General features: G+C 44.8%; 23 protein-coding genes. 12 read left to right on the top strand and 11 right to left on the bottom strand.

Going from position 1 to position 17,428, the window contains the following annotated elements:
* The first annotated feature begins 3 nt into the window (after window positions 1-3).
* The 7 genes from ureE (at window position 4) to ICN34_RS04520 (ending at window position 4,879) form a co-directional block, all read left to right on the top strand.
* Window positions 4-600 carry an urease accessory protein UreE gene (gene ureE, locus ICN34_RS04550; RefSeq protein ID WP_076024339.1) on the top strand — a complete coding sequence of 199 codons (597 nt, stop codon included), beginning with the start codon at window positions 4-6 and terminating at the stop codon, window positions 598-600.
* Window positions 590-1,282, top strand: a complete 693-nt coding sequence (locus tag ICN34_RS04545) for an urease accessory protein UreF (protein ID WP_216121217.1) — start codon at window positions 590-592, stop codon at window positions 1,280-1,282. Before ureE ends, ICN34_RS04545 begins: the two co-directional genes overlap by 11 nt.
* Window positions 1,283-1,294: 12 nt before the next feature.
* Window positions 1,295-1,915, top strand: coding sequence for an urease accessory protein UreG (ureG, locus tag ICN34_RS04540; RefSeq protein ID WP_216121056.1), 621 nt, complete (start codon window positions 1,295-1,297; stop codon window positions 1,913-1,915).
* A 589-nt stretch (window positions 1,916-2,504) separates the two neighbouring features.
* Window positions 2,505-2,906 (top strand): hypothetical protein, encoded by a 402-nt coding sequence (locus tag ICN34_RS04535; RefSeq protein ID WP_216121054.1) that lies wholly within the window; start codon window positions 2,505-2,507, stop codon window positions 2,904-2,906.
* Between the two features lie 72 nt (window positions 2,907-2,978).
* Window positions 2,979-3,662 (top strand): DUF3313 domain-containing protein, encoded by a 684-nt coding sequence (locus tag ICN34_RS04530; protein WP_216121052.1) that lies wholly within the window; start codon window positions 2,979-2,981, stop codon window positions 3,660-3,662.
* A 9-nt stretch (window positions 3,663-3,671) separates the two neighbouring features.
* Entirely contained in the window at window positions 3,672-3,935 is a 264-nt protein-coding gene (locus ICN34_RS04525; protein ID WP_072582449.1) for an EF-hand domain-containing protein, read from the top strand.
* Between the two features lie 50 nt (window positions 3,936-3,985).
* The gene (locus ICN34_RS04520) at window positions 3,986-4,879 is read left to right on the top strand and encodes an alpha/beta fold hydrolase (protein ID WP_216121216.1); all 894 of its coding nucleotides are present in this window, start codon (window positions 3,986-3,988) and stop codon (window positions 4,877-4,879) included.
* A gap of 67 nt (window positions 4,880-4,946) precedes the next feature.
* Here ICN34_RS04520 and ICN34_RS04515 read toward each other — a convergent pair whose 3' ends face one another.
* The 4 genes from ICN34_RS04515 to wrbA form a co-directional block, all read right to left on the bottom strand.
* A complete protein-coding gene (locus ICN34_RS04515; protein ID WP_072582447.1) occupies window positions 4,947-5,132 on the bottom strand; it encodes a hypothetical protein in 186 nt (61 codons plus the stop codon).
* 90 nt (window positions 5,133-5,222) lie between these two features.
* Window positions 5,223-6,638: an FAD-binding oxidoreductase gene (locus ICN34_RS04510; RefSeq protein WP_216121049.1), complete on the bottom strand. Its 1,416-nt coding sequence runs from the start codon at window positions 6,636-6,638 to the stop codon at window positions 5,223-5,225.
* A 2-nt stretch (window positions 6,639-6,640) separates the two neighbouring features.
* Window positions 6,641-7,024: a DUF2069 domain-containing protein gene (locus tag ICN34_RS04505; RefSeq protein ID WP_216121214.1), complete on the bottom strand. Its 384-nt coding sequence runs from the start codon at window positions 7,022-7,024 to the stop codon at window positions 6,641-6,643.
* Between the two features lie 17 nt (window positions 7,025-7,041).
* Window positions 7,042-7,650 (bottom strand): NAD(P)H:quinone oxidoreductase, encoded by a 609-nt coding sequence (wrbA, locus tag ICN34_RS04500; protein WP_216121047.1) that lies wholly within the window; start codon window positions 7,648-7,650, stop codon window positions 7,042-7,044.
* A 22-nt stretch (window positions 7,651-7,672) separates the two neighbouring features.
* Between wrbA and ICN34_RS04495 the strand changes: the two genes are divergently transcribed.
* From ICN34_RS04495 to ICN34_RS04480, 4 genes are all read left to right on the top strand, one after another.
* A complete protein-coding gene (locus tag ICN34_RS04495; protein ID WP_216121045.1) occupies window positions 7,673-8,521 on the top strand; it encodes a YhjD/YihY/BrkB family envelope integrity protein in 849 nt (282 codons plus the stop codon).
* Window positions 8,522-8,599: 78 nt separating this feature from the next.
* On the top strand, window positions 8,600-9,055 hold the full coding sequence (locus ICN34_RS04490) for a CBS domain-containing protein (RefSeq protein ID WP_072582442.1): 456 nt from the start codon (window positions 8,600-8,602) through the stop codon (window positions 9,053-9,055).
* Between the two features lie 43 nt (window positions 9,056-9,098).
* Complete coding sequence (gene aroC / locus ICN34_RS04485; RefSeq protein ID WP_072582441.1) at window positions 9,099-10,211, top strand: chorismate synthase; 1,113 nt, start codon at window positions 9,099-9,101, stop codon at window positions 10,209-10,211.
* Window positions 10,212-10,222: 11 nt separating this feature from the next.
* On the top strand, window positions 10,223-11,380 hold the full coding sequence (locus ICN34_RS04480; protein WP_216121043.1) for an MFS transporter: 1,158 nt from the start codon (window positions 10,223-10,225) through the stop codon (window positions 11,378-11,380).
* A gap of 14 nt (window positions 11,381-11,394) precedes the next feature.
* Here the strand turns inward: ICN34_RS04480 and ICN34_RS04475 are convergent, their stop codons facing one another.
* From ICN34_RS04475 to ICN34_RS04455, 5 genes are read right to left on the bottom strand one after another with little or no spacing between them, the layout of a single operon-like run.
* The gene (locus ICN34_RS04475) at window positions 11,395-12,189 is read right to left on the bottom strand and encodes a peptidylprolyl isomerase (protein ID WP_072582439.1); all 795 of its coding nucleotides are present in this window, start codon (window positions 12,187-12,189) and stop codon (window positions 11,395-11,397) included.
* A gap of 47 nt (window positions 12,190-12,236) precedes the next feature.
* On the bottom strand, window positions 12,237-12,521 hold the full coding sequence (locus ICN34_RS04470) for a BolA family transcriptional regulator (protein WP_215356804.1): 285 nt from the start codon (window positions 12,519-12,521) through the stop codon (window positions 12,237-12,239).
* Entirely contained in the window at window positions 12,518-13,066 is a 549-nt protein-coding gene (locus ICN34_RS04465; protein WP_072582437.1) for a septation protein A, read from the bottom strand. Before ICN34_RS04465 ends, ICN34_RS04470 begins: the two co-directional genes overlap by 4 nt.
* A 24-nt stretch (window positions 13,067-13,090) precedes the next feature.
* Complete coding sequence (gene msrB, locus ICN34_RS04460; RefSeq protein WP_216121041.1) at window positions 13,091-13,504, bottom strand: peptide-methionine (R)-S-oxide reductase MsrB; 414 nt, start codon at window positions 13,502-13,504, stop codon at window positions 13,091-13,093.
* A 35-nt stretch (window positions 13,505-13,539) separates the two neighbouring features.
* Window positions 13,540-15,006 (bottom strand): YdiU family protein, encoded by a 1,467-nt coding sequence (locus ICN34_RS04455; protein ID WP_072582435.1) that lies wholly within the window; start codon window positions 15,004-15,006, stop codon window positions 13,540-13,542.
* Window positions 15,007-15,060: 54 nt separating this feature from the next.
* Between ICN34_RS04455 and ICN34_RS04450 the strand changes: the two genes are divergently transcribed.
* Window positions 15,061-15,543, top strand: a complete 483-nt coding sequence (locus ICN34_RS04450) for a PaaI family thioesterase (RefSeq protein ID WP_216121039.1) — start codon at window positions 15,061-15,063, stop codon at window positions 15,541-15,543.
* Window positions 15,544-15,545: 2 nt separating this feature from the next.
* Here ICN34_RS04450 and ICN34_RS04445 read toward each other — a convergent pair whose 3' ends face one another.
* Both ICN34_RS04445 and ICN34_RS04440 read right to left on the bottom strand, forming a co-directional pair.
* On the bottom strand, window positions 15,546-16,403 hold the full coding sequence (locus tag ICN34_RS04445; protein WP_072582433.1) for an NRDE family protein: 858 nt from the start codon (window positions 16,401-16,403) through the stop codon (window positions 15,546-15,548).
* A gap of 8 nt (window positions 16,404-16,411) precedes the next feature.
* Complete coding sequence (locus tag ICN34_RS04440; protein WP_216121037.1) at window positions 16,412-17,419, bottom strand: folate-binding protein YgfZ; 1,008 nt, start codon at window positions 17,417-17,419, stop codon at window positions 16,412-16,414.
* Window positions 17,420-17,428: the final 9 nt, after the last annotated feature.

The following is a 17,428-nucleotide window of genomic DNA, read 5'->3' as shown; positions in this document are numbered from 1 at the left end:
ATTATGTCAGAACCAATTCGCGTTGAGAAAATCATCCCCAAAGGACAGGGCTTAGCCAAAGCAGTTATTGCTAGAGCGCTCGAACTAAAGTTGCCATTTGAGGTACGCAATAAAAGCCGTTTTTCAGAAATACTTTCCGATGGTCGCGAGGCACACTTTTTTCTGCCAAGAGGTAATGTGCTGGCAAGTGATGATATTTTGATTGCAGATGATGGATCCATGATTCGAATCTCCGCGGCGGATCAAGAGGTAATAACAATTGCCTCTACCGACGCACATCAGCTGATGAGGGCTGCTTACCACTTAGGTAATCGACATATTCCTGTTCAGGTGGGCTTGGGATTCTTGAGGATTGAGCCTGACTCAGTGTTAGAGGGCATGATTCATCAATTGGGGTTGGAGTCTAAGCATGAATTTGCCCCGTTTGAGCCTGAAACAGGTGCGTATGGAGGTGGACATCGCCATAGTCATGCTGAGACATTTGATAGTGACTATGCCTTAGCTCAAAAAGTGTATGCCGAACATGAGAAGCCACATGTTCATGGGCCTGGATGCTCTCACCATCATCACGGCGATCATGATCATTCACATGAGCATTGATCTAAACGAAATCACTGCATTGATGCAGTTGGCATCACCAGCATTGCCAATCGGTGGATATAGCTATTCTCAGGGCTTAGAAGCTGCCATTGATTCTGGCTTGGTAAACGATGCTCTTACTGCAGAAGCATGGATAAAAGATGTATTTTTAGGCGTCTTTGTCAGATCTGAAGCCCCACTTTGGCTTCTCAGTTATGAGGCATGGGCAAAAAATGATATTGATTCCGCCCAAAGTCTGAACGACTATTTCTTAGCCAGTCGCGAAACCTCAGAGCTCAGATCAGAAACTGAGCAGATGGGTTGGTCTTTATTGCAAATTGCTCAGTCTTTGGGTTGGGGTAGCGAATACCTTACTAAATTATCCGCAATCAAACCTTTGTCATTATTGACGGCCCATAGCTATGCCTGTTTTCATCTAAATATACAGTCAAAGAATGGGCTTGCAGCTTATGCATTCTCATGGATAGAAAACCAAGTAGCAGCTTCTTTAAAAGCTATACCGCTGGGTCAAGTAGCAGGGCAGCATGCCTTAACAAAGCTTCGCTTGCTTGTTCCTGAAATGGTTAAGCAGGCTGAACAAAGAGCTAAATCTGGTTTATCGATGGTTGACAATTTTTCACCAATGTTGGCTATCCTTTCTTCCAGGCACGAGACTCAGTATTCCCGATTATTCCGTTCATAGACAAAAGAAATAATGAAAACTAAAAAAAATCCCCCTTTAAGAGTTGGTATTGGTGGCCCTGTAGGTTCAGGCAAGACAACTTTGCTCGAGATGCTTTGTAAAGCAATGCGTGATCAGTATGACTTGGTAGTGATTACCAACGATATATACACTAAAGAAGATCAGCGTTTACTTACTGTTGCAGGCGCTTTAGATCCAGAGCGAATCATGGGGGTTGAGACAGGTGGTTGCCCTCATACCGCCATTAGAGAGGATGCCTCTATCAATTTAGAAGCCGTTGACCGTATGCAGAATCAGTATCCAGATGTAGATATTATTTTTATTGAGTCTGGTGGTGATAATTTAGCGGCAACTTTCAGCCCAGAGCTTTCTGACTTGACGATTTATGTGATTGATGTAGCTGGAGGGGAAAAGATTCCTCGTAAAGGCGGGCCTGGAATTACACGCTCTGATTTATTGGTAATCAATAAGACCGATCTTGCACCTTATGTTGGAGCCTCCTTACCCATAATGGAGTCAGACGCCAAAAAGATGCGTGGTGATCGACCATTTATCATGGGTAGCATAAAGTCAGGCGATGGGCTTAAAGGAATTATTGAGTTTATTGAGAAAAAAGGTTTGTTAGCAAGTTAAGTCTTTCCAGAACCTCATCACTCTTGAATATCTGCTTAAGATAGATTGATGTTGCTTTGAGTGACTCGAAATGGGGGCGTTGCCCAGTTTGTCGGGTAAACCGAAAAACTGTCGCCAATCAAGACTCTCAGTCTCAAGCCAGCGACTCCCATCCCAGCCTACAACGGTCCAGTAGATTGCCTATTGCCACCATAAGTTACCGACACATTCCAAGCAACCAAAGGAAAAGGGACCGCATTTCTGTGATCCCTTTGTATAGCTTGTGGGTCGGGCGATGCAGAGTAACTGACTGTCACGTAACACGACACCATCCAGCGTCGGTTTAACTGACTTCACTTCTGTAGATGCCATATCAAAACTATTGAATTCCACATGATTCCAATGATCTCGGTGCGTATGCCACGCCTGATCTAGTAAGGCTTAAGTCATTGTTTCTGCTATTGATTTAGCTCATTTTTAAAGCTTCTAAGGCGTAGGTCGCACGTTCGAATCGTGCTGGGCAGGCCAAATATCCTCCGTTCGCACTATATCTTCCAGAGCTGTAATCTTTTATGGTTATCTTTTTATTTGGTTGTCTTAGAATGCTTTGATGAAAATCCATTTAATCAAGATTAGTACATGCCTAATTGGCTCGGCCTTAATTCTTTGCTCTTGCTCTACTGCGAAGTTAGAGGTACGTCTTGAGGCCAATCCGCAATGCAAAGATGTTGTAAACCCCAAAACAGGTGCTTTAATGCCTTGCCCTGGTTCAGATAAGGCGTTTTATGGAGAGGTCGGTTTAGCTCCAGCAAAGCCGGCTCCGACAGTGAGCAATCCAATCGCTTCGTCGCCAACGGCAGCAACTACAGCAACTTCAGTGCAAGCACCATTAAATAATGTTCAAACGTCTGCACCGACGGTACTACCTCAGTCGACTCCAGCTCAAGTTGCATGTAAACCCCAGATACATAAAAAGACAGGTGGCACCTTGCCATGTCCAGCCTCGGACTAAATTGATATAGGTATGATCATCTTTATTAATAACGGTCTTACAAATTAACTTAACCCATCACTCGGAATCGCCATGAATAAAATGAAAGTACTGTTAGCATCCTTTGCTACAGCAATTACTTTGGCTGCATGTAGCAATGCACCTAAATTGGCTACGCAGCCAATGCCTAGATCTGGATTCTTGCCTGATTACAATATTTTGGTTCCAATGGCTAGCAGCGATAAAGATACTCGTATTTGGAGATATCGTATTTCAGGCGTGAACCCTGGTTCATATACTGCGGTTATCTTGGACCCGATTTACCTGAATCAAAATGCCACTAAGTCAGTCAGCATCGATGACATTAATAAGGCAAAAGCTGCACTCCAAGCATCTATGGTTGAGGCTGTTAATTCTCGCGGCACTATCAAGATAGCGAATAAACCAGGGCCTGGTGTTGCACGCATCTCTGTTGGCATCACTGGTGCCGAAAGTTCAGCAGATAGCTTGCAGCCATGGAATTTCACTCCAATTGGTTTGGCAATGAATGCAGCTGCTTATGCTGGCGGTGTAAATTCCAAAACCCCAGCGTTGTTAGTCGAGAGCAAAATTACGGATAGTCAATCAAAACAATTATTAGGAGAAGGTTTGATCACTATACAAGGTGAATCCTTTAGAACTAACGCTGGATCTGCAGATTCATTTGTCGCAATGGCAAAGAAAGTGGTCCGCTCTGCATTAGAAACATCCGCCAACCCAGTGCCAACTGGTCAATAAGTCTCCATTATGAAAGCACTCATTAAAAAAATAATCGTCATTACCTTGTCATCTTTGGTAGCAATCCCATTATTAGCCTTGGCTGATGATGCATCTCGCGATAAAGAAATTGCTCAGCGATTTGCTAAATGCGATGTCAATCATGATGGCAAGTTAACTCGAGAAGAGGCTAATGGTTGCATGCCTCGTATTTATGAACACTTTAGTTACATCGACTCTACTAATAAGGGCTATGTGACCGTCGCTGAAATTCAGGCGATGGCTAATCGTTAATTTTTAAAATGCAAGGGCCTCTTAGGAGGCTCTTTTTTATTGGGTGAATGATGTCCGTATCTTTTCCTGGTTTTGAAGCTAAAACATTTCACGCTGACTCTGAAGATGGCTCTATTGAGATCTCATATCTCATCGGTGGCAGCGGTCCTCCATTGTTGTTGCTTCATGGCTTCCCACAAACAAAGGCAATCTGGAGTCAAGTGGCGCCGGAATTAGCCAAAAGCTTTACGGTAGTTGCTGCAGATTTAAGGGGTTACGGTGCGTCATCAAAGCCTCATGGCAAAAGTGATCACTCAACGTATTCAAAAAGATCTATGGCCGCAGATCAACATGCATTGATGAAAAGTTTAGGTTTTAATCAATTTTTCTTGCTTGGACATGACAGAGGTGGAAGGGTTTCTCATCGCCTGGCAATGGACTTTCCTGAGAGTGTTTTGCGTTTAATGGTTCTGGACATCTCTCCAACATTAACCATGTATGAGAAGACCACTATGGAATTTGCTAAGGGATATTGGCATTGGTTCTTCCTGATACAGCCGGAGCCAGTTCCAGAAACCTTAATTGGCGCTAATCCTGAGTTTTGGTTAAAAAACCATATGGGTCGCCATGCGGGAACAGGGATATTTTCCCCAGATCGATGGGCGGAATATTTGGCTGGGGCTAGTCATCCAGAAAGCATGCACGCGATGTGTGAAGATTACCGCGCTGCTGCTTCGATTGACCTCATCCACGATCGCTCGGATCGTGCTGCAGACAACATGCTGAAGATGCCACTGAGGGTGTTGTGGGGTGAACATGGTTTAGTAAACCAGTGCTTTAAACCCATAGAGGACTGGAGGGTTGTGGCCAAGGATGTTGCTGGAAAGGCTGTTCCCAGTGGTCACTACATACCAGAAGAGATTCCTGACATTTTGCTGGCAGAGGCCAGGGAATTCTTTGGCTAAAAGCTCAATAAGTAAGCTTCAAAACAAAAAACCCTAAATAAATCATATATTTAGGGTTTTTTAACAATCACTCAGGGTGAAAGTTATTGCTTGCCATGAAGCTAATAGTGCGTTCGAAGCCAAGAATACGGATATAACGCCAAGCAATATCGCGGTATTTACTGTCCAGGTAGCCTATAGCTACTTCAGGCGTTCTTGTGGACAAGTCGATCTCTTGAATTGCACGGGCCCAACGTTTGAGTCTTGTTGACATATTTGTCACCTCCATGGCTATACAACGCATAGAAAAGCGGTCGAGATGACACGAATTACAAAATATTTATCAAAAAAACAGCTGTTTTTCTTAAATGGAGACAACTTTATGGGGATTAAGAATATTTTGGGGGTCTAAAGCTCTTTTGAGGGTCTTCATGAGCTCGTGGGCCACTTCACCCTTATGAGCCCTTAAGCCATCCAATTTAAGCTGTCCTACACCGTGTTCTGCAGAAATGGAGCCATTACAGCGCTCGACCTGGGCATATACGAGCTCATGAATGGGTTTTTCATTGATTTCGTTGAAAGTCTTGGGGTCTGTGCCCAAGGGTGGGGCAATGTTGTAGTGCAAGTTTCCATCCCCTAAATGGCCAAAATTGATGATTCTGACACCCGGAAACTTTGTCCTCATCAAGGCATCGGTTTCTTTGATAAAGCAATCAAGTGATGAAAGGGGGATGGTGATGTCATGTTTGAGGTTTGCGCCTTCTTCGGCTTGCGCTAGCGTAATGTGTTCCCGCATATGCCAAAAAGCATTGGCTTGACTTAAGTTGCTAGCAATAACGGCGTCGCTGATAAGGCCAGATTCGAAGGCTTCCTCCAAAATGGTTTCAAGAAGTTGTCTGACATGGTCCTCGCTCTCATGATCTGATAATTCAATCAGCACGGTAAATGGTGGCTTACCTTGCAGTGGATTTGCCATTTGAGGAAAGTGCTTCTCATTTAACTCCAAAGACTCCTGCGTCATCATTTCAAAACCGGTGAGCAATGAGGTTGCCCGTTTCTGAAAAAGATTTAAAAGTGCAATTGAAGAGGCGATGGTTTCACATGCGACAAGGGTGGTCCATTGAGAGATCGGTAGCGGGTATAACTTCATGACTGCAGCAGTAATGATTCCCAAGGTACCTTCAGATCCAACAAACAAGTCACGCAAATCGTAACCCGTATTGTCCTTGCGCAAACCTTTAACGCCATTCCAAATCTCACCTTTAGCAGTAACAACTTCAAGGCCTAGACATAGATCACGTGCATTTCCGTAGCGAAGCACATTGGTTCCACCGGCATTGGTTGCTAAGTTGCCGCCGATCATGCAACTACCTTCAGCACCCAGACTTAAGGGGAATAAAAATCCCTGTACAGCAGCTTTTTCTTGCACGGCTTGCAAAATGCATCCCGCCTCAAGTGTGATAGTTTGATTGGCACTATCGATCTCACGAATCTGATTCATGCGCTTGAGATTGAGGATGACTTGCTTACCGCTGTTATCGGGCGTAGCGCCGCCACAAAAGCCGGTATGACCACCCTGGGGAACAATAGAAACCTGACTTGCGGCGCAGAGCTTGACGATATTTGCTACATCAGCAGTATTACCAGGTAAAAGAACTGCAAGCGCTTTTCCTGTAAAGCGTTTACGCCAATCTGTTAAGTAGGGTGCTTTATCCTCATCTTGAGTCAGAATATATTTTTGCTCAAGTGCGGTAGATAGTTTATTGATAAAGTTTTGCATCTTTACTCTGCCGCAGCTTTCTTCAAAGCCTTGGCTTCTTTTTTGATGGGCTTTAGATACATAAGTAAACAAACAAAGCCAATAGTCGAGAGAATGGTTTCTAGAAGCGCAAGCCAAAAGTTGGCTCCTGTCTCAAGAATTCGAACTAAACCTTCGGTTATGTAAATCAATATCAGCATTGAGGCCCACTGCATTGTGTAAACCTTACCTTTCCAAATTCCAGGAATGGCAAATAGCAAAGGTATACCCTTCAGAATTAACCATGATCCACCGGGCCTTAGGGGGGATGCGAACCACTCCCAACAGACACACAAAATAAATAAATCAATAAAAGCAGCTGCTGCTATTAATTGGTACGGGTTTTTGGCGAGAATCTTTTTAATCATGATGAATGCTAAATGCATTACCTTTTATTTTGATAAAGCATTAATGCGGTCTCGGCTAGACGTTTGCCTTGCGCCTTTGCTAAGCGCTGTTCTTCAGCACTGATAGGCGCACGTGCATCAGCGTGAGCAAGATGGGTAACTCCATAAGGACTGCCACCTGTATTTGAAGACATGAGGTCGGGTTCGCTATAAGGAATGCCCATCAGCATCATGCCGTGATGCAACAGTGGAATCATCATGGTTAGCAGGGTGCTTTCTTGACCGCCATGCATGCTACCGGTACTCGTAAAGACGCAGGCGGGCTTACCAATTAAAGCGCCATTCAACCACTCGGAAGAACTACCGTCCCAAAAGTATTTCATCGGCGCTGCCATATTGCCAAAACGAGTAGGAGACCCCAAAGCTAGACCAATGCAATCCTTTAGGTCTGAATATTCAACGTAAGGCGCTCCATCCTGGGGTATAGCTGCCTCAGTAGCTTCACAAACCGCAGATATGGGGGGCACGGTTCTCAAGCGGGCATTTGCCCCTGATACGCTCTCAATACCCTCAGCAATCAGGCGCGCCAGATCCTTGGTTGCACCATAACGGGAGTAGTACAAAACTAAAATATCGTGTTGGCTCATATTGATCTCTTATGATACGGCGATGCGCCTTGTTCGTAACCCCCAATTATGGCTCTCTCTGGCCAAAGAGATCTGGGAGCGTAATCGCGGTCAAAATTTGAAGCAAATTGCAGCTAGCCTGGCATTTACAACGACCCTGTCGATGGTGCCGATGGTGACAATCGCCACCATGTTGATTGGTCACCTCCCAAGCGTCATCCAAGTTAAGAATACCTTTAGATCCTGGCTTTTGGATACTTATATGCCGGGCGGTATTAATCAACAGGTATTCATTTATCTAGAGCAATTCTCATCCCAAGCAAAAGGCTTAACCTATGCGGGCTTGGCCGGACTGATCATCACGACAATCATGACTTTAGCGGTGATTGAGGGCGCCTTTAACCAAATATTCAAGGTCACTGCAAGACGCCCTTTGTATAAAAAAATTGTGATCTATAGTGCAGCTACTATCCTGGGTCCAATCCTGCTTGGCGTTGGAATTTACTTGAGTGGCGTTTTATTTAGTGCTTCAGAGGGCTGGATCGGCTCGGTATCATTTGGCTTTCAATTGGTGGCTGCGATTGCCCCAATCTTTTTGGCGATTCTGGTCTATGCAGTGGTCTACAAAATTCTTCCTTACGCCAAGATTTTGTGGCGAGACGCCTTTGCAGGAGCTTTTGTAGCAGCACTTGCCTTTGAGCTAATGAAGTTTGGTTTTGCAATTTTCTTGGGAAATACAGCCTTTTATAAGACCGTATATGGCGCTTTTGCGATCTTGCCCCTGGGTTTAACGTGGATCTATATGACCTGGTGGATTACCTTAACTGGCGCTGTACTGGTGGCCAATTTGCCGGATATACGAAGCGGTGTCATTAGGGTTATTCGTTACTAAAAGTATCGCCTAAGCTCTTGATTCGCAGAGGTCTTGAGTCTATATTGGATCTATAAATACATTGTTTTCGGAGACCAAATGAAAGTTCGTGACATATTACGCGTCAAGGGAAGCACCCTTTTTACAGTAGCCCCCGATACAGCGCTGCAAACTGCAGTGCTAGTAATGAGTGAGCACGACATTGGTTCATTAGTGGTGATGGAGTATGACAAACTGGTTGGTATTCTGACCTTCCGTGAAGTCATTGCCGCTTTAGCTAAGCATCACGGCAAGCTTGAAGGTCTTCAAGTGAATACTGTGATGAATCAAACACCTTTGACCTGCAATATGGAAACCGAGATTGATGAGGTTCGGCGCATGATGCTGGTGGACCATGCGCGCTATTTGCCAGTAGTCGATCAAAAGATGTTGATGGGCGTTATCTCTTTCTACGACGTAGCAAAATCGGTAGTGGAAGCCCAGGACTTCGAAAATACGATGCTTAAGGCCTATATTCGCGATTGGCCAGAAGATACTGAAAAAGCAGCTTCCTAAGTCGTTCTAGCCATCATTTTCCGACAAATGACATAATGTCGATATGTCAGGAAATACTTTAGGCCTCCTTTTTACTGTTACCACTTTTGGTGAATCCCACGGTCCCGCAATCGGGGCGGTGGTTGATGGTTGCCCACCAGGCATGAATCTTTCCGAAGCTGATATTCAGCTAGATTTAGATCGTCGCAAACCAGGCACATCCCGTCACGTGACGCAGCGCAAAGAAGAGGACAAAGTTGAGATCCTTTCTGGCGTTTTTGAAGGCAAGACAACAGGTACGCCTATTGCGCTATTAATCCGCAATACAGATCAACGCAGCCAGGATTATGGTGACATCTTGCAGACCTTTAGACCTGGTCACGCAGATTATGCGTATCAAAATAAATATGGTATTCGTGACCCACGTGGTGGCGGTCGCTCATCGGCTCGCTTAACAGCGCCGGTTGTTGCTGCAGCTGCGATTGCCAAAAAATGGTTGCATGAGAAATATGGTACTGAGTTTTATGGCTATATGAGTCAATTAGGTGAACTTGAAATTCCATTTAAAGATATCACTCAGATTGATCGGAATCCATTTTTTGCCGCAAATGCAGAAATCATCCCTCAGCTTGAAGGCTATATGGATGACTTGCGTAAAGTAGGGGACTCTTGTGGCGCACGTATCGAGGTACGAGCTCGTAATGTTCCTGCGGGTCTGGGTGAGCCTTTGTTCGATAAATTGGATGCCGATATTGCGCATGCCATGATGGGTATCAATGCAGTGAAAGGTGTTGAGATTGGTGCCGGTTTCAAGTCAGTGTCTCAACGTGGCAGCGAGCATGGAGATGAGCTTCATCCCGATGGCTTTGCAACGAATAATTCTGGCGGTACCCTGGGCGGCATTAGTAGCGGACAAGATCTCCGTGTTTCTATAGCAATCAAACCAACTTCTAGCATCATGAGCCCAAAGCAATCCATTGATTTAGATGGAAAGCCCATAACAGTCCAAACCAAAGGTAGACATGATCCTTGCGTTGGCATTCGTGCAACACCAATTGCTGAAGCAATGTTGGCGCTTGTTTTAATGGATCACGCTCTACGTCATCGCGCCCAATGCGCTGATGTTCCGGATGCCGCGTCTATTCCAGCCTCTCAACCAGGCGCATTCCGCGATTAATGGGCTCATAGATGACGCCTTCGCTACGCTGGGCCTTCGGGTCCTTTTTCTTTTTATATTTTGCATATGTTGGACTGGTCTCTCCATATGCCAGCCTGTTCTTTTTAGATCGGGGCTTTAGCGTGATAGAAATTGCAGCATTGATGTCTATGTTGCAGATCACCCGCATTGTTGGCCCATTCTCTTGGGGTTGGTTATCAGACTACCTTTCTAATAGGATTAGCATTATTCGATTCTGCGCATGTCTTGCGGCGGTTGTTTTCTTATGCATTTATTTCTTGCATAGCTACATCGGGTTTTTTATTTGGATGTTTGTGTTGCACACCATTTTGAGTAGTTTGATGCCACTTGGTGAGTCAGCCACTATTCATGCTCTATATAAAGATAATTCCTTCGATAAGCGTTACGGACGCTTGCGTCTGTGGGGATCTATCGGCTTTATTGCCATGGTTCTTGCCGCAGGAGAGCTATTCCAGCGCAAGAGCATTGGGCTTTATCCCATTGTGGGCACCGTTGTTTTACTAGCCTTAGCTCTTATTACCTTTTGTTTGCACGAGCCCAAGATGGAGCGTCGCAAAATGGTTAAAGGGGAGTTATTGGTTGTGCTTTTTAATCCAGATGTTCGGTGGTTTTTAGTATCTGGATTTTTTATGATCTTTGCCCACGCTGCTTTATATGTTTTTTACTCTCTTTATCTCTCTAACCTTGGCTACAACAAATTTCAGATTGGTCTGTTTTGGGCTCTAGGTGTTTTTGCCGAAGTCATTTTCTTTTACTTTCAAAGTAAGGTATTGAGCAGGTTAGATGCCGAGGTGATATTGCAGGCTGCCTTTGGAATTGGGGTTGTCAGATTTGCCTTAATAGCTTTCCTGCCAATCACTTCCGTTTTGATAGTGGCGCAATTAATGCATGCTGGCACTTTTGCCGCTCACCATAGTGCCGCTACAAAACTTTTGCAACGTTGGTTCACAGGCCCGGTACAGGCTAGAGGTCAAGCTTTGATGGCCACCATCTCATACGGCCTTGGTGGAACGCTTGGAGGCTTATGTGCTGGCTGGATATGGGAAGCATCTCAACCAAGAGATGTATTCGTAATGTCCGCATTTGCTTGCGGACTGGCGGGTATGGCGATCCAAAAACTCAGACCGCGACGTTACTCCGCCAGATAGAGCTACTTAGCTTTTTATTGAATTTTTGCTTTAGCGCGTAGTTTTTGCATCATTTCTGAGAACTTCGCCTTTTGCCAATTCTTATCAGACATGATCATCTGCTTCAACTGAGCCTTCATTTCTTCAAAGCTTGGGGCTTGAATATCACGAGAGTCAATTACCTTAATGACGTGCCAACCAAACTGTGATTTCACAGGCTTGTCAGTAATTTGCCCATTTTTGAGTTGAACCATTGCTTTAGAAAACTCTGGCACTAATGCTTTATCGCTAACCCAGCCTAGATCGCCGCCATTTTTAGCGGAGCCAGTGTCGAGCGACTTTGCCTTAGCGATTTCTTCGAAATTAGCGCCTCCCTTAAGCTGCGCAGTAATTGCCTTGGCATCCGCTTCTTTTTCTACCAAGATATGTTCTACGTGATATTCCTTGCCACTGTATTGAGCCTTTGCAGAGTCATAAGCAGCTTTCAGATCAGCTTCTGCAACACCTTCTTTTTCAACATAATCCTCAAATACGGCACCCACCAAAACTCCCATACGCGCTTGTTCTAATTGCTCGCGTACCATTTCATTCTGAATGACGCCGCGCTTGTCAGCTTCCTGCAATACCAATTCACGGGTTACCAACATCTCACGAGCTTGATCGCGTACCTGCGGGTTATCGGGCTGTCCTGAACGTTGAACTAGCTTATCTAATTGCGCTTTAGGAATCGCTTTGCCGTTCACGATGACGGCATTTTGTGCGATTGCATTTGCAGATAAAAGAGCGGCTCCAAGAAGGCTGATTGAGAGTATTTGACGTTTATTGATCATGTTTTTGATAATTAAATTAAAGGAAATAGAGCCATTCTAAAGTAGCCCTAGACAGCAACTTCGTCTGGAGCTAGGGCGGCAATGGTTAGAGCATGAATTTCCTTGGGAATATGGCGATTCAAGGCAGCATAAACAGCCCTATGACGAGCCACTAGGTTCAAACCCTTAAACTCTGGGGCGATGATCTCAAGTCGAAAGTGGCCGCCGCCACTAGCCGCGCCTGCATGACCAGCATGAAGATGACTTTCATCTTCAATCTTTAAGGCTTGCACCTGAAAAGCTTTGCGTAGATCCTCATCGAAAGCGGCAATCCGTTGTTGATTGATGCTCATTCGCTTGGATGCTCCATATGCTTAGAGAGCCAAACTCCTTGAAGAATCACAAAAAACAATAGGAGACCAGTACTTCCAAACAACTTAAAGTTAACCCATGTTTCTTCTGAATAATCAAAAGCAACATACAGATTAAGTGCGCCCATGAAGAAAAAGAAAAGGGCCCAGGCAATATTCAGACTATGCCAAACCGAATGAGCGGATTCAGCTTTGAGCGTGACCTGTTTTCCCATTAACACCTGTATCCAGTTCTTTTGAAAAAACTGAGCGCTGATAAATAGAGCGCCTGAGAAGAGCCAGTAAAGAGCTGTCGGCTTTAATTGAATAAATGTTTTGTCATGCAAGAAGATTGTTAGGCTCCCAAACACAACAATCATGACAAGACTTATCCATTGCATGGCATCAATCTTGCGATGGCGGTAATAGACCCAAAGAATCTGTCCGATAGTGGCCACCATGGCTACGATGGTTGCTGTGTATATATCGCCCAGCTTAAACGCGACAAAGAAGAGAATAATGGGGAATAGGTCGAATAAAAATTTCATAAAGTGATTATCCAGCTATTTAATTTATTCATCTGTTTTTGTAGGTATAGCGTTAGTGCCTGGCTCAAAACTCAAGGATGCAGAGTTGATGCAGTATCGTAAACCGGTTGGCATGGGGCCATCCTCAAATACATGACCTAAATGGGCATCGCAATTTGCGCAACGGACTTCGGTGCGAATCATGCCATGAGTAGTATCTCGAATTTCCTTAATAGAGGATGCAACTTCTGGCGCGTTGTAGCTTGGCCACCCGCAACCAGCATCGAACTTGGTCTCCGATAAAAAGAGTGGTGTACCACAGCAAACACACTGATAGCGTCCCTTGTCCCAATGATCCCAGTATTTGCCGGTAAAAGGCCGCTCGGTTGCTGCTTCTCGAGTGACTCGGTACTCTATATCACTTAATGATTGCTTATATTCTTGATCAGTTTTTTTCATGTTGACTCCAATAATATGATTTTCTTATAGAGCGTCTATGATGAGCAGCTTACTTCGACCATATCCATATCTGGTGGTGGGGCTAGCGAGTAAGAGGTAAATTCTGGCTGGTCATCAAAGGGGCTACTTAAAACCTTAAGAAGCTTTGATACCTCAGAAAAGTCTTTTTTTTGCGCCTGCTCAATGGCAAACTGGGCTAGATGATTTCGTAGGATGTATTTTGGGTTTACTCGATTCATTACTAGGTGTCGCTCTGAATCATTGCTAGATTCACTCTGTAAGCGAGCTAAATAATCAACGAACCAAAGATCAATTGCATCACGGTCAATAAAATCATCTCTTAAGGAAATCTGCGAAATAGAAAGGTTTGAGCTAACCTTTCCAAGGTTGCGAAAGAAGTTCGTGAAATCCACCTTCGAATCATGCATTGCCTGCAATAACCGTTCAATCAGGGCAACGTCCCCATCTTGCTCCGTACTAAATCCTAATTTATTACGAAACAATGCTTGCCAATTTTTCGCATAAATAACCGGAAACCCTTCAAGGGCAGCACGTAATTGCTCTTGCGCTTCTTTTTCGCTATGGCGGAGCTCGAGCAGTGGAATCATAGAGCTAGCCAAGCACGCCATATTCCAATGCATGATTTGTGGTTGACGATGGTAGGCATAACGACCACCTTGATCGCTATGGTTGCAAATATGATCGATCTGAAACTGGTCTAAAAATCCAAAAGGGCCATAGTCAATAGTCAATCCAAGTACGCTGATATTGTCGCTATTGAGAACCCCATGACAAAAGCCCACAGCCTGCCATTGAGCGACTAATTTGGCATTGCGCGCACTAATTCTTTTGAATAGATCTAAATAGGGCTCGTTAGCCTGTAGGGATTCTGGGTAATGTATTTCTATGAGGTAATCTGCGAGCTCTTTTAACCTTGCATGGTTTTGTAGTGAAGCGTAATGCTCAAAGTGACCAACTCGAATAAAGCTTGGTGCTAAGCGAGCACAAACGGCTGCAGTCTCTAAAGTTTCCCTTCTGACAGGCATGTCTGAGCCAACAATTGATAGCGCCCTTGTAGTTGGAATTCCCAAAGCATGCATTGACTCGCTGCATAAGAATTCCCTAATAGATGAACGCAATACAGCACGACCATCACCCATGCGGGAGAATCGCGTCATCCCAGCCCCTTTGAGCTGTAATTCTTGTCCAGCAATATCACCTAACAATATTGCCCGTCCATCACCTAGTTGACCAGCCCATACCCCAAATTGATGTCCGCTATAGGCTGTTGCTATAGGATTTGGAAATTGATGGTTGGTTGTGTTTAAACCGTTCCCAGACAATACCTCTAGCCATGTTTTATCTACGGGCAGATTATTTTCGCCCAGGTCGATACCCACCAAATTGGCGGATGAGGGTGAAAATGCGACCCAGTAGGGATTGGGTATCGGGGTGGGGAGGGTTGCTTGGCAGGCATCATCGCCGCCTAAAGTAAAGGCCATAGAGGTATTCTAGGTGGAATTACTAAATCACGTGCATGGCTCTAAAATTAATCTATGAATAAACAAGTCCAAATGAATCCACAAGCACAATTAGCTAATTTAGGCGAAGAGTTGAATGTGCCCTTTTTAAAGCTTTTGGGTGTTCGTTGCTTAAGCGCTGAAATGGGCAAAGGGGAGATTTTGCTAGCCCTCAAACCCGAGCACAACAACACCTGGGAAGTAGCACATGGAGGCGTTTTGTTAACGCTAATGGATGTAGCTATGGCTGTTGCTGCACGTTCTGGAGATCCTGGTGATCGTAGTGTGGTAACCATTGAGATGAAGAATAATTTCATGCAAGCCGCTACTGGTGTATTAAGAGTTAAGGCTGATACCGTTCGCAGAACTGCAACGATGGCTTTTTGCGAAGCCAAGCTTTATAACGATCAAGGTGAAATTTGCTGCATGTCTACCGGCACCTTCAAGTACCTGAAGCGCTTAGCAACTCGCAATGCGGATGGTGACCGAGTTATAAACGATGATGGTCGCTCTGAATAATGCTACACGGATAAATTTGAATCTGATGCAGAGCTAAGGACACCTGTAACAACGTCATGGCCTACAGTTCCTGAAGCATCAAAGCGACGCTCCACCATCTCAAACTGGCCGTCTTTCCTCACCCTTAAAACTGTACTTGAACGCGTTCCATAAGCAGGAGTTTTAATAAACGCGGGGGATAGTGCCTTCTCCCATTCACGACTAACTCCCGTGTTAGGAAGTTCGTTATCACTGGCGTGATGGGTGTCCGCTAATAACTTTAAATATGGATCTGCATTTTTAAGTTGTCCTTGATCCATAGCCAAAGCCTGAGCAAATGCGGCTACACGATGATTTACTTTGGGCCACGGGGTATCAAGCATGGCATTGGACAAACCATAAACTCCTGGCTCTAACGTCTGTTGTGGAAAAACTTTGCGTGGGCGAATACTTTGCCCCATCATCATGCGGTTGCTTACCCAATGCATTTCGGCATTGGCTGGATCACTTAAATCCGCCATCAAAAGATTAAAACCGTTGTATTGCTGAAAACGTTTTGCATTGCCTTGGATAAATTCAGAGGGGCGTTCATTGCCGGTGAGATACATCAAAGACAGTTCACCACGCGTTCTAGAATCGGGATTTTTTTCGCTAGGCGCCCGAACATTCGTTAAGGCTGCAAATTTTCCGGTCTTGGTAAACCCAAGCCAGGTGCCAGGACTACCCAATACATCAGCGCGATCTCTACCTGCTAAAACATGGGGATGTTCAGACCACCATGAAACGCCATCGGTATTGCGCTCATAAAACTCATCACGGTTCGCTGCTACCACCAGTGAATATTCTGGGTGAGAATTCCAAGCGAAGAGAATAAGGCACATAAGGGTTATTAAATTTCGAGCAAAGGGTAGGGCAATAAATCTATTTTTAACACAGGTCCTTCAGCGCTACCAAGATGAATTTCCCCATTTTCAAGCGCCTCTAACTTGCACTCGATCTGAAGGTCAATGCGCTCCCTATCCTCTGGAGAGTGTGCAGATAAAACCACCATTCCTGCTGGCTGGGAAGGATCATTGGAGTGGAAAAGTTCAACGCCCGGCATAGCCAAGTTGTCATCTGAACTTCTTCTATCTATATGGGCAATTTGCAGTCGACGCTTGATGGCGCCGCGATATTGGCTACGAGCAACGATTTCTTGGCCTGGATAACACCCTTTTTTAAAATCAACTCCGGCCACAGATTCAAAATTAATCATTTGGGGCACAAATTGCTCCTGTGTTGCTTGAACAATTCTAGGGATGGCACTTAAGACCTCAAGCTCATTCCATGCTTGAAGCATTTCATTGGAGTCGCGTGCAATTGATTGCTTATCAACGGGCATTGCAAACAAAAGACGTGCAACAGATTGATTGTTTGCCAAAACATTGGGCATACGTAAAGCTATAGCGCTAGGATCAAGCTTAAATTCGACAATCTGCACCTCAGAACCATGCAGTCCAGAAATAAGCCAATCCTCGGATACATCGGTAACTTTGACCTTTGAGCGCAGTACAAACATGGATAAACGTTTTGCTGTACTTGCGGCAATATCTTTTGAAATAAATAAAGCAAACCGATCTTCGGCATTCTCGCCAGATGGAAATAATCCAAGCCATGCACTTGCAAGCAACCTTCCTTTAGGACTGCAATAGCCTACTAGGCGGACACCCGAAAAATTTTGGGCCATTTGACCGGGAAGGGTGCGGCTAAGCCCCAACACTGAATTTGTTAATTGATTTTGTAAAAAACTTGCAGCATCTGAGCCCTCAACCAGGATTAATCCCCACTGCTGCAAATTGCAGGGCAGGGAAGTGGGGTTATTTAGCCAGTTTTGCTCAATTTTGGGGGTATTTATCATGACCCTTTT

It is taken from the genome of Polynucleobacter sp. Tro8-14-1 (genome assembly GCF_018881655.1).
In the GTDB taxonomy this organism is placed as follows: Bacteria; Pseudomonadota; Gammaproteobacteria; order Burkholderiales; family Burkholderiaceae; genus Polynucleobacter.
This window is presented reverse-complemented; position numbering and strand designations above follow the sequence as displayed.

Coding starts and splice junctions, on each gene's coding strand:
- ureE (WP_076024339.1), top strand. CDS start 4: ATGTCAGAACCAATTCGCGTTGAGAAAATCATCCCCAAAGGACAGGGC.
- ICN34_RS04545 (WP_216121217.1), top strand. CDS start 590: ATGAGCATTGATCTAAACGAAATCACTGCATTGATGCAGTTGGCATCA.
- ureG (WP_216121056.1), top strand. CDS start 1,295: ATGAAAACTAAAAAAAATCCCCCTTTAAGAGTTGGTATTGGTGGCCCT.
- ICN34_RS04535 (WP_216121054.1), top strand. CDS start 2,505: ATGAAAATCCATTTAATCAAGATTAGTACATGCCTAATTGGCTCGGCC.
- ICN34_RS04530 (WP_216121052.1), top strand. CDS start 2,979: ATGAATAAAATGAAAGTACTGTTAGCATCCTTTGCTACAGCAATTACT.
- ICN34_RS04525 (WP_072582449.1), top strand. CDS start 3,672: ATGAAAGCACTCATTAAAAAAATAATCGTCATTACCTTGTCATCTTTG.
- ICN34_RS04520 (WP_216121216.1), top strand. CDS start 3,986: ATGTCCGTATCTTTTCCTGGTTTTGAAGCTAAAACATTTCACGCTGAC.
- ICN34_RS04515 (WP_072582447.1), bottom strand. CDS start 5,132: ATGTCAACAAGACTCAAACGTTGGGCCCGTGCAATTCAAGAGATCGAC.
- ICN34_RS04510 (WP_216121049.1), bottom strand. CDS start 6,638: ATGCAAAACTTTATCAATAAACTATCTACCGCACTTGAGCAAAAATAT.
- ICN34_RS04505 (WP_216121214.1), bottom strand. CDS start 7,024: ATGATTAAAAAGATTCTCGCCAAAAACCCGTACCAATTAATAGCAGCA.
- wrbA (WP_216121047.1), bottom strand. CDS start 7,650: ATGAGCCAACACGATATTTTAGTTTTGTACTACTCCCGTTATGGTGCA.
- ICN34_RS04495 (WP_216121045.1), top strand. CDS start 7,673: ATGCGCCTTGTTCGTAACCCCCAATTATGGCTCTCTCTGGCCAAAGAG.
- ICN34_RS04490 (WP_072582442.1), top strand. CDS start 8,600: ATGAAAGTTCGTGACATATTACGCGTCAAGGGAAGCACCCTTTTTACA.
- aroC (WP_072582441.1), top strand. CDS start 9,099: ATGTCAGGAAATACTTTAGGCCTCCTTTTTACTGTTACCACTTTTGGT.
- ICN34_RS04480 (WP_216121043.1), top strand. CDS start 10,223: ATGACGCCTTCGCTACGCTGGGCCTTCGGGTCCTTTTTCTTTTTATAT.
- ICN34_RS04475 (WP_072582439.1), bottom strand. CDS start 12,189: ATGATCAATAAACGTCAAATACTCTCAATCAGCCTTCTTGGAGCCGCT.
- ICN34_RS04470 (WP_215356804.1), bottom strand. CDS start 12,521: ATGAGCATCAATCAACAACGGATTGCCGCTTTCGATGAGGATCTACGC.
- ICN34_RS04465 (WP_072582437.1), bottom strand. CDS start 13,066: ATGAAATTTTTATTCGACCTATTCCCCATTATTCTCTTCTTTGTCGCG.
- msrB (WP_216121041.1), bottom strand. CDS start 13,504: ATGAAAAAAACTGATCAAGAATATAAGCAATCATTAAGTGATATAGAG.
- ICN34_RS04455 (WP_072582435.1), bottom strand. CDS start 15,006: ATGGCCTTTACTTTAGGCGGCGATGATGCCTGCCAAGCAACCCTCCCC.
- ICN34_RS04450 (WP_216121039.1), top strand. CDS start 15,061: ATGAATAAACAAGTCCAAATGAATCCACAAGCACAATTAGCTAATTTA.
- ICN34_RS04445 (WP_072582433.1), bottom strand. CDS start 16,403: ATGTGCCTTATTCTCTTCGCTTGGAATTCTCACCCAGAATATTCACTG.
- ICN34_RS04440 (WP_216121037.1), bottom strand. CDS start 17,419: ATGATAAATACCCCCAAAATTGAGCAAAACTGGCTAAATAACCCCACT.